Annotated in this window: 16 protein-coding genes; 4 read left to right on the top strand and 12 right to left on the bottom strand. The window is 62.0% G+C overall.

The features are described from left to right. The first annotated feature begins 87 nt into the window (after positions 1-87). Positions 88-1,251 (top strand): benzoate/H(+) symporter BenE family transporter, encoded by a 1,164-nt coding sequence (locus ACR0E6_RS01040; protein ID WP_480580321.1) that lies wholly within the window; start codon positions 88-90, stop codon positions 1,249-1,251. A 33-nt stretch (positions 1,252-1,284) separates the two neighbouring features. Next, positions 1,285-1,617, top strand: a complete 333-nt coding sequence (locus tag ACR0E6_RS01035; RefSeq protein WP_480580318.1) for a DnaJ family domain-containing protein — start codon at positions 1,285-1,287, stop codon at positions 1,615-1,617. Here the strand turns inward: ACR0E6_RS01035 and ACR0E6_RS01030 are convergent, their stop codons facing one another. Continuing rightward, entirely contained in the window at positions 1,618-2,400 is a 783-nt protein-coding gene (locus ACR0E6_RS01030) for a crotonase/enoyl-CoA hydratase family protein (protein ID WP_170623700.1), read from the bottom strand. A gap of 130 nt (positions 2,401-2,530) precedes the next feature. On the opposite strand from ACR0E6_RS01030, the gene ACR0E6_RS01025 reads away from it, so the two are divergent. After that, positions 2,531-3,640, top strand: coding sequence for a pyridoxal phosphate-dependent aminotransferase (locus tag ACR0E6_RS01025; protein ID WP_480580315.1), 1,110 nt, complete (start codon positions 2,531-2,533; stop codon positions 3,638-3,640). Between the two features lie 98 nt (positions 3,641-3,738). Here the strand turns inward: ACR0E6_RS01025 and ACR0E6_RS01020 are convergent, their stop codons facing one another. From ACR0E6_RS01020 to ACR0E6_RS00995, 6 genes are all read right to left on the bottom strand, one after another. Further along, positions 3,739-4,929 (bottom strand): aminotransferase class V-fold PLP-dependent enzyme, encoded by a 1,191-nt coding sequence (locus ACR0E6_RS01020; RefSeq protein ID WP_170454180.1) that lies wholly within the window; start codon positions 4,927-4,929, stop codon positions 3,739-3,741. Positions 4,930-4,980: 51 nt separating this feature from the next. Then, positions 4,981-5,613, bottom strand: a complete 633-nt coding sequence (locus ACR0E6_RS01015; protein WP_170632946.1) for a bifunctional 4-hydroxy-2-oxoglutarate aldolase/2-dehydro-3-deoxy-phosphogluconate aldolase — start codon at positions 5,611-5,613, stop codon at positions 4,981-4,983. A gap of 3 nt (positions 5,614-5,616) precedes the next feature. Further along, positions 5,617-7,422, bottom strand: a complete 1,806-nt coding sequence (gene edd / locus ACR0E6_RS01010) for a phosphogluconate dehydratase (protein WP_480580311.1) — start codon at positions 7,420-7,422, stop codon at positions 5,617-5,619. 2 nt (positions 7,423-7,424) lie between these two features. Further along, the gene (gene zwf, locus ACR0E6_RS01005) at positions 7,425-8,870 is read right to left on the bottom strand and encodes a glucose-6-phosphate dehydrogenase (RefSeq protein ID WP_170632942.1); all 1,446 of its coding nucleotides are present in this window, start codon (positions 8,868-8,870) and stop codon (positions 7,425-7,427) included. Positions 8,871-9,034: 164 nt separating this feature from the next. Further along, positions 9,035-11,278: a phosphoenolpyruvate--protein phosphotransferase gene (ptsP, locus tag ACR0E6_RS01000; RefSeq protein WP_170454187.1), complete on the bottom strand. Its 2,244-nt coding sequence runs from the start codon at positions 11,276-11,278 to the stop codon at positions 9,035-9,037. Between the two features lie 46 nt (positions 11,279-11,324). Further along, positions 11,325-12,563 carry an aspartate kinase gene (locus ACR0E6_RS00995; RefSeq protein WP_170454189.1) on the bottom strand — a complete coding sequence of 413 codons (1,239 nt, stop codon included), beginning with the start codon at positions 12,561-12,563 and terminating at the stop codon, positions 11,325-11,327. Between the two features lie 165 nt (positions 12,564-12,728). On the opposite strand from ACR0E6_RS00995, the gene ACR0E6_RS00990 reads away from it, so the two are divergent. Next, positions 12,729-13,085, top strand: a complete 357-nt coding sequence (locus ACR0E6_RS00990) for a hypothetical protein (protein ID WP_170454191.1) — start codon at positions 12,729-12,731, stop codon at positions 13,083-13,085. Here the strand turns inward: ACR0E6_RS00990 and ACR0E6_RS00985 are convergent. The 5 genes from ACR0E6_RS00985 to ACR0E6_RS00965 all read right to left on the bottom strand — a co-directional run bounded on the left by ACR0E6_RS00985 (position 13,079) and on the right by ACR0E6_RS00965 (position 16,130). Next, positions 13,079-13,717: an SDR family NAD(P)-dependent oxidoreductase gene (locus tag ACR0E6_RS00985; protein ID WP_480580307.1), complete on the bottom strand. Its 639-nt coding sequence runs from the start codon at positions 13,715-13,717 to the stop codon at positions 13,079-13,081. The two genes, ACR0E6_RS00990 and ACR0E6_RS00985, sit on opposite strands and share 7 nt — an antisense overlap. 3 nt (positions 13,718-13,720) lie before the next feature. Then, positions 13,721-14,176 (bottom strand): DUF1178 family protein, encoded by a 456-nt coding sequence (locus tag ACR0E6_RS00980; RefSeq protein ID WP_480580304.1) that lies wholly within the window; start codon positions 14,174-14,176, stop codon positions 13,721-13,723. Positions 14,177-14,247: 71 nt separating this feature from the next. Continuing rightward, positions 14,248-14,709, bottom strand: coding sequence for an NUDIX hydrolase (locus ACR0E6_RS00975; RefSeq protein WP_170623711.1), 462 nt, complete (start codon positions 14,707-14,709; stop codon positions 14,248-14,250). Between the two features lie 129 nt (positions 14,710-14,838). Further along, a complete protein-coding gene (locus tag ACR0E6_RS00970) occupies positions 14,839-15,582 on the bottom strand; it encodes an EcsC family protein (RefSeq protein WP_480580301.1) in 744 nt (247 codons plus the stop codon). 53 nt (positions 15,583-15,635) lie between these two features. Beyond that, on the bottom strand, positions 15,636-16,130 hold the full coding sequence (locus ACR0E6_RS00965; RefSeq protein ID WP_170736922.1) for a GNAT family N-acetyltransferase: 495 nt from the start codon (positions 16,128-16,130) through the stop codon (positions 15,636-15,638). Positions 16,131-16,182: the final 52 nt, after the last annotated feature.

The following is a 16,182-nucleotide window of genomic DNA, read 5'->3' as shown; positions in this document are numbered from 1 at the left end:
GGGGTTTTCTATGGGCGACACAGCTTTCCACTTGCTCATGATAGCCCGCGATTGTTAGCAATCTGCTCAAACAAGCCCGAGGCAGCAATGGCGCACCCGCTTCCCCCCGTGCAGACAATCTCGACCGGCCTCGTGGTGGCGGTGGTCGGGTTCTTCAGCTCTTTTCCGATTGTGTTGCAGGGTCTTGCGGCGATGGGCGCATCGGGCGCTGAATCCGCATCCGGCCTGATGATGGCGGCGATTGCGATGGGGTTGGCGGCCATCATCCTCAGCCTTTGGCACAAGCAGCCGATCAGTGTGGCATGGTCCACGCCCGGTGCGGCGCTGCTTGCGGTCTCGGCCACGCCTGCTGCTGGCTTTTCGGGGGCAGTCGGCGCGTTTCTGTGCGCCGGGGCCCTGACCGTTCTGGCCGGTCTCTGGCGACCGCTGGGGCGGCTGGCGGCGGCGATACCGACGACACTGGCGCAGGCCATGCTGGGCGGGGTGCTGCTGCCCCTGTGCATCATTCCCTTCAAAGCCGCCGTGGAACTGCCGTGGCAGGCCCTGTCGGTGATCCTGACCTGGTTCATTGCGGGCCGTTTCAACCGGCTGTTCGCCGTCCCCGCCGCCGTGGTCGCGGCGGCAATCGTCGTTGTCCTGAACGCCGGAGGCAGCCCCGTCCGCCCCGAGCATCTGGTGGCCGCGCCGGTCTGGACCATGCCCACATTCTCGGTGGCGTCCGCGGTCGGGATCGGCATCCCCCTGTTCATCGTCACCATGGCCACGCAGAATATCCCCGGCATCGCGGTGATGCGCAGCTTTGGTTACACGCCGGATGCGGGCAAGCTGTTCTCGGCGGTCGGAGGGGCCAGCATCCTGTCGGCCCCGTTCGGCGCCCCCGCCACCTGCCTTGCCGCAATCACCGCCGCGATGTGCTCGAACGAGGACAGCCACCCGGACCGGGACCAGCGCTATTGGTCGGCGGTCATGGCCGGTGTATTCTATTGCCTGTTTGGCGTTTTTGCTGTGGCGATCACCGGGTTTGCTGCCCATGCCGACCCGCTGTTGATGGGAACCCTGACCGGAGTTGCGCTGATCGGCGTGATGGCGAACGCAACCTTTGCCGCGCTCGAAGTGCCTGCCGAACGCGAGGCGGCCATCCTTACCTTTGCCATCACCGCTTCGGGGATTACGGTCTTTGGGCTGGGTGCCGCGGTCTGGGGATTGGCGGCGGGTGGCATCGCTTATCTGGCGACAAACCGAATCCGCTAGCTGCCGGGACCGAGATTGAGGTACAGTGAAGACATGTTTGGACCGCTGGGAAAACTGATCGAATGCCAGATCAAAAAGGCGCAGGCCGAGGGCCAGTTGCAGGGGCTTGAGGGCGAAGGCAAACCCCTGCCCGACCGGTCTGCCGAGGCGCAAGGCGATCCCGCCATTGCCGCCGGGCACCGGATCATGGCGCAGGCCGGTGTGCTGCCCGAAGAATTCGAGATCCGGAAAAATCTGGACGCCGCCCGCAAGGATTATGCCGCGCTGACTGACCCCGAGGCCCGCAAGGCCGCCATGGCCCGCATCGCCGAACTTGAGATGCGATACAACATGGCCCGCGATGCGCGACGGGCCTTCATGCGGTGACTATTTGAACTCGGGCTTGCGGCCCTGCATCTGGGCCATCACGACCTCCATCTGATCCGGCTTGCCGATCAGTTCCACCTGCGCGGCGGACTCCTCAAGCAGCACGTCGGCGCGGGGCCGGGTCTCGGCCACATCAATCAGCCGTTTCGCCGCACGGATGGCCGAGGGGCTTTTGCCCGCGATGTCTTCGGCCAGTGCCTGCGCCTCGGTCAGCGGATCGTCCGAGAGTTTTGTGACCAGCCCCCACTCGGCGGCCTGTGCCGCGCCGATGGGGCGCGCGGTGTAGGTCAGCAGGCGCAGCACATCCGAGCGCACAAGATTCGGCAGCAGAACCATGCCGCCCATATCCGGGATGATGCCCCATTTCATCTCCATCAGGGCCAGCTTGGCCTCGGGGTGGGCGATGCGGATATCCGCGCCCAGCGCGATTTGCAGCCCGCCGCCATAGGCCACGCCCTGAATGGCGCACACCACCGGCACCGGCACGCGCCGCCAGATCATCGCGACCTCTTGCAAGGGGTTGGCGTCCTCATGCGTGCGCGGCATCAGCATCTCGTTCGGATCGGCCTGCGCCAGCCCCGCCATGCTGGCCATGTCCAGCCCGGCGCAAAAGCTTTTGCCTTCACCCGACAGCACAACGGCGCGGGCGTCCGAGGCCGCGACGTCCTGCCCGGCCGACACAATCGCCTTGAACATCGCGTCATCCAGCGCATTCATCTTGTCGCCGCGTGTCAGCGTTACGTGGGCAATGTGGTCTTTGTATTCGACGGATACGCGCGCCATGCAGGGCCTCCCAACTCTGGTTTTTGTCAGCATGCCCCGAAAGGCGGGCCGAGTTCCACTGCGACGTCAGGGCAAAGGCCGGCCTTGGCTGAGCCTTGTCGAGCCGCGCGACTTACGTTTATCTGCACGTATGACCGGACCACGATATACATCCCTTGCGCAATCCCTGCCTGCCACCGTGCCCTTTGTCGGTCCCGAAACACAGGAGCGTCAGCGCGGTGCGCCATTCACGGCCCGGCTGGGCGCGAATGAAAGCGTGTTCGGCCCCTCGCCGCGCGCCATTGAGGCGATGCGACAGGCAGCGGCCGAGATCTGGATGTATGGAGATCCGGAAAACCACGATCTGCGCGTTGCTCTGGCCGACCATCATGCTGTGTCAGCCGAGAATATCGTGGTTGGTGAAGGCATCGATGGGCTGCTGGGCTATCTCGTGCGTTTGCTTGTAGGTCCGGGCGACGCGGTTGTGACCTCGGATGGGGCCTATCCGACGTTCAACTACCACGTGGCGGGCTATGGGGGCGATTTGCACAAGGTGCCCTATGCCAAGGACCACGAGGACCCAACTGCCCTGTTTGCCAAGGCCGCTGAGGTTGGGGCCAAGCTGGTTTATCTTGCCAACCCGGACAACCCGATGGGCAGTTGGCACAGCGGGGAGGATATCGTGACCGCGATGGAGGCACTGCCCGAGGGTTGCCTGCTGGTGCTGGATGAAGCCTATGTCGAATGCGCGCCCGAAGGCACGGCGGCGCCGGTATCGGCGGAAGACTCGCGCGTGATCCGAATGCGCACGTTTTCCAAGGTCTTCGGGATGGCCGGAGCACGGGTCGGCTATGCAATTGGTGCGCCTGAACTGATTTTGGCCTTCAACAAGCTGCGCAATCATTTCGGGATGAACCGCGCGGCGCAGGCCGGGGCGCTGGCCGCGTTGGCGGATGGGGCTTGGTTGGCACAGGTTCAGGGTTTGATCGAAGCGGCTCGGGATCGGATCAACCAGATTGCGCGGGACAACGGGTTGGTGCCCTTGCCCTCGGCCACCAATTTCGTGGCGATTGACTGCGGTCGGGATGGTGTCTTTGCCAAGGTGGTTTTGGAGTCGTTGATCGCGCAGGGAATCTTTGTGCGGATGCCCTTTGTGGCCCCGCAAAATCGCTGTATCCGGGTCAGTTGCGGGACGGATGCTGATCTGGATGCATTTGCGGTCGCGTTGCCCAAAGCGCTGAACGCGGCGCGCGGGATGTGATCGGCGCAGGGGGGCTGTCTGCCCCCCAATCGCGCACTGCGCGATTTCCCCCCCGAAGATATTTTTGGCCAGATGAAGCAGCGGATCCTGTTGAGGGGTTACCCCGCAAGAACGGCAGCTGCAGCATCGAGCGCGCCTGAGCCGCGGGGAATGTTCAGCGCAGCAAGGCCGGATTCGACGCCACCCAGCATCCCCATGATCATCTGCCCGTTTACATGGCCCATATGGCCAAGGCGGAAACAGCCGTCTTCATCCGCCATTCCAAGCCCGATCCCCAGTGTCAGGCCCAATTGGGTCTCGGTGTATCTGCGAAGTGATGTTCCGCGTCCATCGGTCAGGCGTAGCGCGGTCACCGCGTGGCTGCGGTGCTGGCGGTCGGCGATGTTGATGTGCAGGGCATCGCCCTGGGACCAGATCTCGCAGGCGGCCCAAACGGCTTGTGCCAGACGTTCGTGGCGGGCCCAGACATGCTCGATCCCTTCCGCATGGATCATGTCCAGCGCGGCGCGCAAACCATATAAGTGGTGGGTGGGCGCGGTACCGTTGAAATACTGGTAGAACAGATCGGGATTGGCGCGCGGCACCCAGTCCCAGTATTGCGAGACGCGGGGCATGGTTGCACGTTTCGCCTGTGCCTTGTCGTTGAAGAAGACAAAACCAACGCCTGCCGGGGTCATCAGCCCCTTTTGGCAGGCGGTCACCATGACATCGACGCCCCAGGCATCCATCTCGAACCGGTCGCAGCCCAGCGAGGCGATGCAATCGGCCATCAGAAGCGCCGGATGATCCAGATTGTCCAGCAGCGCGCGAAGGGTTGGAATATCGTTGCGGACCGAACTTGAGGTATCGACATGCACGGCAAGCACCGCTTTGATCTGGTGGGCGGTATCCGCGCGCAGGGCCTCGGATATCTGGTCGAAATCCCACGGCGACGCGGTGCCGAAATCCAGCAGTTGGACCTTGGCGCCGATCCCATCGGCCATCTCGGCCCAGCCATGGGTGAACCGGCCCGAAGCCGGGGCCAGCACCGTTTCACCCGGTGCGATCACGTTGGACAGCGCCGCCTCCCACGTGCCGTGGCCGTTGGAGATGTAGATGGCGACATTGTGATCCGTGCGGGCCACGCGACGCAGGTCGCGGGTCAACGCGGGCATCATCTCGATCAGCGCGCCTTCGTAGATATTGGGCGACGGTCGGTGCATCGCCTGCAGAACCGCGTCGGGTATGACGGACGGACCCGGAATCGCCAGATACCCGCGCCCCTGCGCAAGGGAGATTTGGTTTGTCATGGGATCAACCTGTATGAATTGATCCTTACCCTAGCGTTGCTTTGGGCGGCGTCAATCCGTCAGGCGGGACGCCTCGCGCGCAAGAGTTTCAATGCCTGCCCAGTCGCCATCCTGCACCATCTGTTTCGGCGCGACCCAGCTGCCACCGGCGCAGACCACGTTGGACAGGGAGAGGTAATCGCGCGCATTTGCCGGGGAAACTCCGCCTGTGGGGCAGAATTTGATCTGGGGCAGAGGTGCTCCGATCGCTTTCAATGCGGGCGCGCCGCCCGAGGCTTCGGCAGGGAAGAATTTCAGCATGTCATAGCCCTGTTCCAGCAGCGCCATCGCCTCACTGGCAGTGGCCGCGCCGGGCAGCAGGGGCAGGCCTTCTGCCTCACAGGCAGCAATCAAAGCGTCGGTCGCGCCGGGTGAAACACCGAATTGCGCGCCCGCTTCTTTCGCGGCGCGGACATCGTCGGGCGTGACCAGCGTTCCGGCCCCAACGACACCGCCCGGCACGTCGGCCATGGCCCGGATTGCGTCCAAAGCCGCCGGAGTGCGCAATGTGACCTCAAGCGCCGGAAGGCCGCCAGCGACAAGTGCTTCGGCCAGCGGGCGCGCTGTGGCAGCATCGTCCACGACCAGAACCGGAACAATCGGGGCCAGGGCGCAAATCTCGCGCGTGCGTTGGGTTTTGGACATGGCTTACACTCCGAAAATGCTGGCGCCGGTGTCGGCGGACCCGACATTGGCGCGAAATGTGCCGAACAGATCGCGCCCGACACCAAATTGATTGGCCGAGAGATCGGCCTTCGCAGGCACCCGGTCCAGAACGCCATCTGTGAGGATTTCCAGCTCACCTTTCACCGCATCGACCCGCACCAGATCGCCATCCTGCAGATATGCGATTGCGCCGCCATCCAGCGCCTCGGGCGAGACATGGATTGCCGCCGGAACCTTGCCGGACGCGCCGGACATGCGGCCATCTGTGACCAGCGCGACCTTCTGCCCGCGTCCTTGAAGGATCGACAGAATCGGGGTCAGAGAGTGCAGCTCGGGCATCCCGTTGGCTTTTGGTCCCTGAAAACGGACGACAACAATGACGTCATCGGTAAACTCACCGGCTTTGAAGGCGGCTTTGACTTCGTCCTGATCGTGGAACACGCGGACCGGGGCTTCGACCACCTGATGTTCAGGCGCGACGGCGGACACTTTCATGACCCCGGTGCCCAGATTACCGGTCAGGCGCGACAGGCCTCCGGTGGGTTGGAACGGGTCCTTGGCTGAACGGACGATCTTTTCGTTCAGGCTGTGGCCCGTGCCGTCTTGCCACGTCAATTCTCCGCCGATCAGCTTGGGTTCTTTGGTGTAGTTGTGCAGGCCCTGCCCAGCGACTGTCAGTGTGTCGGGATGCAGCAGGCCATCCTCGAGCAAGGTGCCGATGGTGTAGCCCAACCCTCCGGCGGCGTGGAAGTGGTTCACGTCGGCCAGACCGTTGGGGTAAACCCGCGCAACCAAGGGGACCACGGCAGAAACGTCCGAGAAATCCTGCCAGTCCAGCACGATACCACCCGCGCGGGCCATAGCGATCAGGTGGATCAGCAGGTTCGTGGACCCACCGGTAGCCATAAGACCCACGATCCCGTTCACAAAGGCGCGTTCATCCAGGATCTGGCAGACCGGTGTGTAGTGATTGCCCAAAGCGCTAAGCGACAGCGCACGGCGCGCGCCTTCCTCAGTCAGGGCATCGCGCAGCGGCGTGTTGGGGTTGATGAAGCTGGAGCCCGGCAGGTGCAGGCCCATGAACTCCATCAGCATCTGGTTGGTATTGGCAGTGCCGTAGAAGGTGCAGGTGCCGGGGCCGTGATAGGCGGCCATTTCAGCGGCCATGAGTTCTTCGCGACCAACCTCTCCGGCGGCGAATTTCTGGCGCACCTTGGCCTTTTCGTCATTCGGCAAGCCACTGGTCATCGGACCGGCAGGCAGGAACACCGCGGGCAAATGACCAAACGCCTGTGCGCCGATCACAAGGCCGGGGACGATCTTGTCACAGACGCCAAGGAACACGGCAGCATCATAGGTGTTGTGGCTGAGCGACACTCCGGTCGCCAAAGCGATCACGTCGCGCGAGAACAGGGACAGTTCCATCCCCGCCTCGCCTTGGGTGACGCCATCGCACATGGCGGGCACACCGCCTGCGACCTGAGCGGTTCCGCCTGCGGCGCGAATGGCCTGACGGATCAGCTCGGGGTAGCGCTCGAACGGTTGGTGGGCGGACAGCATGTCGTTATAGGCGGTGACGATGCCCAAATTTCCGGCTGTCCCGGTGGCCATGGCCTGCTGATCATCGCCCGCGCCGGCATAGGCGTGGGCCTGACCGCTGCAGGACAGATGCCCCCGCGCGGGGCCCTTGGATTTGGCCTGTTCCATCCGTTCCAGATGCGGGCCACGCAGGTCGGCGCTGCGGTCGATGATCCGCTGGGTGACGTCCTTGATGACGGTGTGAACCATTCCTAACCTCCGATCTGACGCCAGCGGCGTCCATCGCGATGCATCAGCATCAGTGCTTCTTCCGGCCCCGAACTGCCCTGATCATAGCGTGACGGGCGGTCGCCGCGTTGTTCCCACCCCTGAATGATAGGATCGACCCAGGCCCAGGCGGCCTCGGCCTCATCCCCGCGCATGAACAGGGTCTGGTCGCCGCGGATCACGTCCATAATCAAGCGCTCATAGGCGTCCGGGGCGCTGGCATCGTCGCCCAGCGCGTCGGCAAAGCTCATATCCAGCGAGACGTCGGACAGGCGGAAGCCGCCCGGACCCGGGTCTTTGATCGTGGTACGCAGGGTGATGCCTTCATCCGGTTGCAGGCGGATCACCAGCACATTGCCGCGCAAGGGGCCGACATTGGGGAAAATCGTATGGGGCGGGTCGCGGAAGAACACCGCAATCTCGGATTCGCGCGCCCGCAGCCGTTTGCCCGTGCGCAGGTAGAACGGCACCCCGGCCCAGCGCCAGTTGCCCAGATGGACCTTGAGCGCAATGAAGCTTTCGGTGCGGCTGGCCGGATCGCCGACGTGATCGACATATCCGCCTTCGCCCTTATCCGCACGGTACTGGCCGCGCGCGATGTCTTTGGCATCAACCGGCTCCAACGCCTCGATCACCTTGACCTTTTCGTCGCGCACCGAGTTTGGCGAAAACTTCGAGGGGGGTTCCATCGCGGTCAGGCACAAAAGCTGCACAAGGTGGTTCTGGATCATGTCCCGCATGGCGCCGGACTGGTCGTAATACGCGCCGCGCCCTTCGACCCCCACAGTTTCGGCCACGGTGATCTGAACGTGATCGATATGGGTCGAATTCCAGAGCGGTTCGAACAGCGAATTGGCAAAGCGCAGCGCCATCAGGTTCTGCACCGTTTCCTTACCCAGATAATGGTCGATGCGGTAAATCTGATGTTCCTCGAAACAGGCGCGCAGACCTTCGTTCAGCGCCTTGGCCGAGGCCAGGTCATGCCCAAATGGCTTTTCCACGACGATGCGGCTGTCGGGTGTCGCAAGACCCTGATCCTGAAGGCGCTTTGCGATTCCCGAGAACAGGCTTGGCCCCACCGACAAATAGAACGCGCGGACCACATCCTCGCGCAAAACGGACTTGAGATCATCCCAGCCCGCCGCGCCAAGGGCGTCCACGGGGACATATTCGACCCGCTCAAGAAAGCGGTCCAGCGTGGCCTTGTCAAAGCCGGGCGCGAATTCATCCATCGATTTGCGCACCTGATCCCGGAACGCGGCGCTGTCCATATCTGACCGCGCTGTGCCGATGATCCTGGCGTCTTCCGGCATCTGGCCCACCTGGAACCGATGATAGAGGCCCGGAATGATCTTCCGCTGCGCCAGGTCGCCTGTCGCACCAAACAGCACCAGGTCGAACGGATCCACCGGAATTACGCGAGACACCATGGCAAGGTTCCTTTCGAATTCTCTGTCGTCAGCTTAGCACGACCGGCTCTTTCGGCACGAAGCGCCCAAAACGCGAAACTGTTATCGCTAACATTTAAGGCGTCAATAGAAAGGCCGCGCAGAAAAATCAAGCTTGGATTTGCGGAATGCGACAGGTTTTCCACCTATGGCTGGTTGCGCAGCCACTCCATCACCGATGGCCTTACGGATTGCTCACCCCTGTGGCGCGCATCCGCGATGATCTTGCGCACATCCTGCAGGTTCGAGCGCAGAAGAAGGGTTTTGACCGGCCCGATCGAAGCCGGACGCATCGACAAGGTCCGAATCCCCATGGCCGCAAGACACAGCGCCTCGACCGGACGCCCGGCATCCTCACCACAGAAGCTGAGCGGGGTGTCCGAGATATCGCAGCGTTCGACGATACGCTCGATAAAGCTGAGGAAGCTGACATTCAGCGTGTCATAGCGGCGGCGGACCAGTTCGTTTTCGCGGTCGGCAGCAAAGAAAAACTGCTTCAGGTCATTGCCACCGATCGAGATGAAATCGACCTCGTCAAAGAATTTCTGCGGCGCGAACCCCAGCGAGGGCGTTTCCAGCATCGCGCCCACTTCCAGCGTTTCGGGCAGCACGTGACCCAGACGCTTTTCCCGCTCGATGGTCTTGTTGACCTCCCACCGGGCTTCGCGGAATTCATCGGCCTGCGCGACGAAGGGGAACATGATCGTCAGCGGCCGCCCGTTTGCAGCCCGGATCAACGCCTGCAACTGCATCCGCATCACGCCGCGCTTGTCCAGCCCAACGCGGATCGCGCGCCAGCCTAGCGCCGGGTTCGGCTCGGCCACGTGCTTCATGTAAGGCAGAACCTTGTCCGAGCCGATGTCGAGCGTGCGGAACACCACACGCTTGTCACCCGCCGCATCCAGCACGCGCTTGTATTGTGTGACCAATTCCGACCGTTTGGGCATCTGGTTGCGGACCAGAAACTGCAACTCGGTCCGAAACAGCCCCACGCCTTCTGCGCCCGAATTGTCCAGCGACGGAAGGTCCGCCATCAGCCCCGCGTTCATGACCAGATTTATCCGCGCGCCATCTTGCGTGACAGTCGGCGTTTCCCGGATCGAGGCATAGCGTTCCTGCGCCTTGGCCTGCATCGCGATCTTGTCGCGGAAGGCGCTGACCACAGTGTCCTCGGGGCGCAGGTGCACCACGCCCTGATCGCCATCGACAAGGACGTGATCGCCGTTCAAAGCCTCGGTCGTGATCCGACCCACATGCACGACCAACGGAATCGCCAAGGCCCGCGCCACAATGGTCGCGTGACTGCCGACAGATCCTTCTTCCAGCACGATACCTTTCAGCGAGCGACCATATTCCAACAGATCACCGGGGCCGATGTTGCGCGCCACCAGAATCGGATCGGGCGGCAGGTCGGAACTGTCGGTTTTGCCCTGTCCTGTCAGAATGCGCAGCAACCGGTTGCTGAGGTCATCCAGATCGGCCAGCCGTTCCCGCAGATACGGGTCGGTCACCTGACCCATACGGGCACGGGCCTGCGATTGTTCCTTTTCCACCGCCGCCTCGGCGCTGAGGCCCAGGGCGATGTCCTCTTCCATCCGGCGCATCCAGCCTTTGGAGTTCGCAAACATCCGATAGGCTTCCAGCACCTTCAACTGATCCGAGTCGCCGCCCTGAGAAATCTCGAGCATTTTGTCGACGCCAACACGCAGTTCTTCGACCGCTTCGACCAGACGCTCACGCTCGCGATGCGGATCGTCGGCAATCGGGTTGGTGACCACCACGCGGGGTTCGTGCAGCCAGACATGGCCTTCCGCCGCCCCTTCCTGCGCTGGTCCGCCCCGCAGCAGAACAGATTGCTGGTGCAACGGCGACAGGGCCGCGCCCTCGCCGACAAAGGCGCCAAGCTCGGCCATTTCGGCCAGTACCATGGCGACAACTTCCAGCGCATATACTTCGTCGGATGAAAACTCGCGCGCCTCGCGGGATTGCACAACCAGCACGCCCAGCTTCTGACCAAGCCGCTGCACCGGGACACCCACAAACGAGGAATACCGCTCCTCGCCGGTTTCGGGCATGAAACGGAAGCCCTTGGCCGACGGCGCATCGGCCGTATTCACCACTTTGCCGGATTTGGCGACGCGCCCCACCAGACCTTCGCCCAGCCGCATACGGGTCTTGTGAACCGCCTCGGGCGACAGACCTTCGGTTGCGCAAAGCTCAAGGGTTTCTTCGTCCCGGAACAGGTAGATCGAGCACACCTCGCGCTGAATGCTGTCCGCAATCAGTTGCGTGATCCGGTCAAGACGTTCCTGACCGGCGGCCTCGCTCGCCATTTCTTCGCGCAGCCGCCCCAGCAGCTTGCGGGATTCTGTTTCGGTGCCGTCCGCCATGGCCCACCCAAATTAGCGTGTCAGGCGAAACCTTTGGCCGATCAGCTTAGGCCGCCTTGTCCAGTTCAAAGGCATCATGCAGTGCCTGAACCGCAAGTTCCATGTATTTCCTGTCGACCAGCACGGAAATTTTAATCTCAGAGGTTGTAATGACCTTGATGTTGATCCCCTCATCCGAGAGCACCTTGAACATCTTGGCCGCCACACCGGACTGAGAGCGCATACCGATTCCCACAACCGAGACCTTGCAGACATCGTTATCCGCAACCAGTTCGGCATAGTTCAGCTCGCCCTTTTCCTTGATCGCCAGCAGCGCCTTTTCGGCGCGTGCCACCTGATCGGTCGGGCACGAGAAGGTCATGTCTGTGCGCCCCTCGTCCGAGATGTTCTGCACGATCATGTCCACATTCACCCCCTCATCGCTGAGCGCGGTGAAGATGATCGAGGCAATACCGGGGCGGTCGGCCACCGATACAACGGTCATCTTGGCTTCGTCGCGGGAATAGGCCACACCGGCCACAACATTGGATTCCATGATATCCTCCTCGTCGCAGACCAGTGTACCGGCCTCGTCGGATTGTTCCTCAAAGCTTGAGAGAACGCGTAATTTCACCTTATAGCGCATCGCCAGCTCGACCGAGCGGGTTTGCAGAACCTTTGCGCCCAGCGAGGCAAGTTCCAGCATCTCCTCGAACGAAATCCGGTCCAGCTTGCGCGCCTTTTCGCAGATGCGCGGGTCGGTCGTGTAGACGCCGTCCACATCCGTGTAAATATCGCAGCGCTCGGCATCAAACGCGGCGGCGAAGGCCACAGCGGTCGTGTCCGATCCACCGCGACCCAGCGTTGTGATACGGCCTTCCGGGCTGATGCCCTGGAACCCGGCCACAACGGCAACCTTCATGCCCTCACCAAACTTCTGGTTCAGGTTATCGGTCGGAATTTCCTCGATCCGGGCGGCGGAATGCGCCCCGTTGGTCAGCAGCGGCACCTGCCAGCCCTGCCAACTGCGCGCCGGAATGTCCATTTCCTGCAGGGTCAACGCCATAAGACCGGCGGTCACATTCTCGCCCGAGGACACCACGGCATCATATTCGCGCGCGTCAAACAGGGGCGAGGTTTCGTTGACCCAACCCACAAGCTCATTGGTCTTGCCGGACATGGCCGAGACGATGACGATCACGTCGTATCCCTTGGCCACTTCGACGCCCACGCGCTTTGCAGCGCGGCGGATGCGGTCAAGGTTGGCAACCGAAGTGCCACCGAATTTCATTACGAGTACGGGCATGGGGGCAGGTGTCTCCGCGCCTTGGACTTATGGTTCCGTGCCTCATATGCGAGGGGGGGAACAAGGGCAAGGGCGCAAACAGGCTTTGCCTGCGACGCAGGGCCGCTTTACAATGGGCAGGCGCGGTGTCAGCCTGCGCATCGCAATCATTCCAAGAGGTTATTCATGCTCCGTCTTGCCGCTGCCTTCGCCCTTTTGTCCTCTGCCGCCACGGCTCAGGTTACAAGCCTGGCTGGAACCGATGGTCAGAACGCATTGGGCACAATCCCATGCGCCGCAAACGCGGGAGATCCACTGAAAACCTGCAATGCCGAACTGCGCCGGCGCGACGATGGCAGCGCAACACTTGCCGTTGGTCTGGGCAATGGCGAGGTGCGCAACATCTATTTCACCGATGGCATTCCCGATTCCAGCAGTTCGACCTCGAAACTCACCTATGAGACCCGCGGCGATTTGCTGGTGATCTTCATCGAACCCGGAGAGGTTTATGAACTGCCCAAGGCGGCCCTGAACACTCAGTAGGCGTGCGCCTGCCCGTCATAGGTTTCAAAACACCCCGAGGTATCCAGCGACAAGCTGTCGAAACGGTCAATCAGGCCGGATACGGCCTGATCCAAATGGATGTCTGCGGCCGATCCGCCCATATCCGTCTTGACCCAGCCGGGGTGATAAATTCCAACCGCAATACCGTCCGAGCGCAGATCGGTGGCCAGGTTCCGGCCCAGGTTCAGCACAGCGGCTTTGGAAGACCGGTAGATATAGCTACCGCCCGGCGCACGTGTGTGTGACGCCATCTGAGATGAAATGATCGCAATCCGACCCCGCGCCGCGCGCAGGTTCGGCAACAGCGCCTGAACGGTCAGAAACACACCGGTCACATTTGTCGCAAAACTCTGCGCCCACATCTCGGCCGGGTAGCCATCAATGCCCTGCCCCTTGTCCAGATAGACCCCTGCATTGCAGATCAGCAGATCCACTGGTTGTCCCTGCAGATGATCCGCCATGGCGCTGTGGTGCGCGGGGTCAGACACGTCCAGACGCATTTCGGCACTGTCGTCCCGCGCTGTCCCCGTCACCTGATGGCCGTCGTTACGATACTGATCTGCCAGCGCTTTTCCGATACCGCGATTGGCCCCGGTAATCAGGATATGCATGTCTCAGTTGGTCTTTCTGCTGGGAACAAAGGGAAGCGGCGCAACTGGTACACCATCTTCGATCAGGGCTTTCGCCTCATCCGGTTTGGCCTCACCATAGATCGCCCGATCCGGCGCTTCGCCAAGATGGATTTTACGCGCCTCGCTGGCAAAATCCTTGCCGACATAATCCGAGTTTTCCTCGACCTTGCGCCGCAACTCGGCCAGCACCTTTTGGACATCGGGCGCGGGAGTTGCCACGCTGACATCGTTCTGCGCCGGCGTCGAAGCCTCTGGCTGTTTCGCGGCGTTGCGTGCGGGACGAACCCGCGGCGTCATGATCGCCTTTTCCACCTGCGCGCTGCCACAAACGGCACATGTCACAAGCCCCGTCGCCGCAAGCTTGTCATACGCTTCCGCTGACTGAAACCAACTTTCGAAAGTGTGGCCTTCACGGCATTTCAATGCGTATTGAATCATGGTCCGTCCAAAAATCGATTGCCGAATAGATACCGACCGACAAGGCAATATCAAGCCCCTCTGGCCGCCCTTCAATGCAGCCGAGGCTTAAAGTCGCGCAAAATCGCGGCAAGTTCAGGTGACGCAACCTTTGCGGCCGCTTTTTTGGGCGAGAACCACTCTCGCCTGCGCTGCCCTTTCTCAGGAAACTTCTGGGCAACGGATTTTACAAAAAGCGGAAAGACATCCACCATGCAAAGTGCCGGCCCCTTCTTGGCGCGCAGTTTGACAAAGGGAAAATGCCCCAGCTGCTGTGGGCTGCACCGCCCGATCACGCCTGCCTCTTCCCAGGCTTCCTGTGCGGCAGCCTCGGCCGCTGACAGCCCAGGCATCAGCCACCCTTTTGGAATGATCCACCGACGGGTCTGACGCGTCGTTATCAAAAGAACTTCGGGCCGCCCCTTTTCAATCCGATAGCACAAGGCGGCAACTTGCGGCAAAACCGGAAGATTTCCAGCGCCGTGCAACAGATCGGATGAAAGCCGGGCATTCATCGCCGCCAATCCCTTTCGCCATGAGGGTCATGCCTGTCTGCCAGACCGCCGGTTTTTATCCTATTTTGCGGCCCTTACCTGTCTGGATACCACATAATGAGGCTCAAGCCAAGGAACAGGCGGATTGGCCTACATTCTGGCCGACAGTTTCCGCACCAGTTCGACATGTGGAATATCGGCGTCAATGGCCAATCGGCGCAGGCCGAAATGCACATGGGCGATCTGCTGGTAGTAGCGTGTATAGACGTAATTGGTGCCGCCTCCGGCCAAGGCGCCCAGCACCGGTACAGACTGCGCCGCCAGCTTTTGCCCCAAGACAATCGACAGCCGAGGTGCCACAGCAGCAATCAAGCGCTGCATCGCCGGGCCCGTCAGTGTCAAACGAACGGAAAAGAACCCAAGATCTGCCCCGTCATCGTAGGACAGCGGTCCAGCCGCCGACAGAACCCGAACGCAATCGAACTTGACGCTTTCCTCAGCCGGATCAAAGCCTTCCCGCGCCGCCGCCCCTTGAATTGAGCGCAGTAGCATCGCTGTCGTTGCAGGCAGTTCCATCAAGGCGGTGGACAGACCGCCCATTCCGCCCGCCGCCCCCATTGCGGTTGTCACAGCGGTATTGACCCAGGGTTTCTGATCCGGAATTGCGCGACGAGAACCCTGAGCCGCATGAATCGCCAACCACAGCGCCCGTTCCGTCGCTCCGGTCAGGCCATGACGCACCGGTTCGGGCAATTGATCAAGCAGAGACTCCGCCGACCCGCCCAGCGCGTTCAGCAGTTTTACCCCGGCCCCGCCAGCAGATTTGTAATGCTCCGCCAGCCGGTCCAGCACGGCCTCGGCATCTACGTTTTCGACAAGAACCACGTCCTGCATCTGTGCCCTCCTGTCTTGGAAACATCGGGGCTGACGGGCGCGGTTTCAATAGCTCAGCGCATCCAGCGTGTAACGGGGCCGCGCACACCTGCCCACGCTTGAGAGTCCAATTCCACTCCCAAAACACGATCCGGGTTTGTCGGAGGGGGCATTTCCACTCCACTCAACCGGGCAAAGCCAAACCTTGCGTAATAGGGCGCGTCGCCCACCAGCATGACCCGTTTCCAACCCTTGGTCCGCCCGGCGTCGATCCCGGCATGGATCAGGTATCCGCCCAACCCTTCACCCTGATGCGTGGGATGCACCGCAACCGGCCCCAACAACAAAGCGTCATCCGCGCCCACATGGACCGGCCAGAACCGAATAGCGCCCGCCAGAATGCCCTGCCCGTCCCGAGCCACCAAAGACAGGCCCGAGACCGGAGGGACATCGTCGCGCAGACGATAGGACGACAGCGCCTCGCGCCCCGGCGCAAAGCACAGGTCATAGAGGGCCTCGACCTCCCACCAATCGTCCGGCTCTTCCGGCCTGATCCCGAATTGCTGCACGCCTGCCCTCTTTTCCTAGCTGGCAATCGCCCTAGCACTTCGCTACGCCTTG

This window comes from Ruegeria sp. AP12 (genome assembly GCF_056540025.1).
This window is presented reverse-complemented; position numbering and strand designations above follow the sequence as displayed.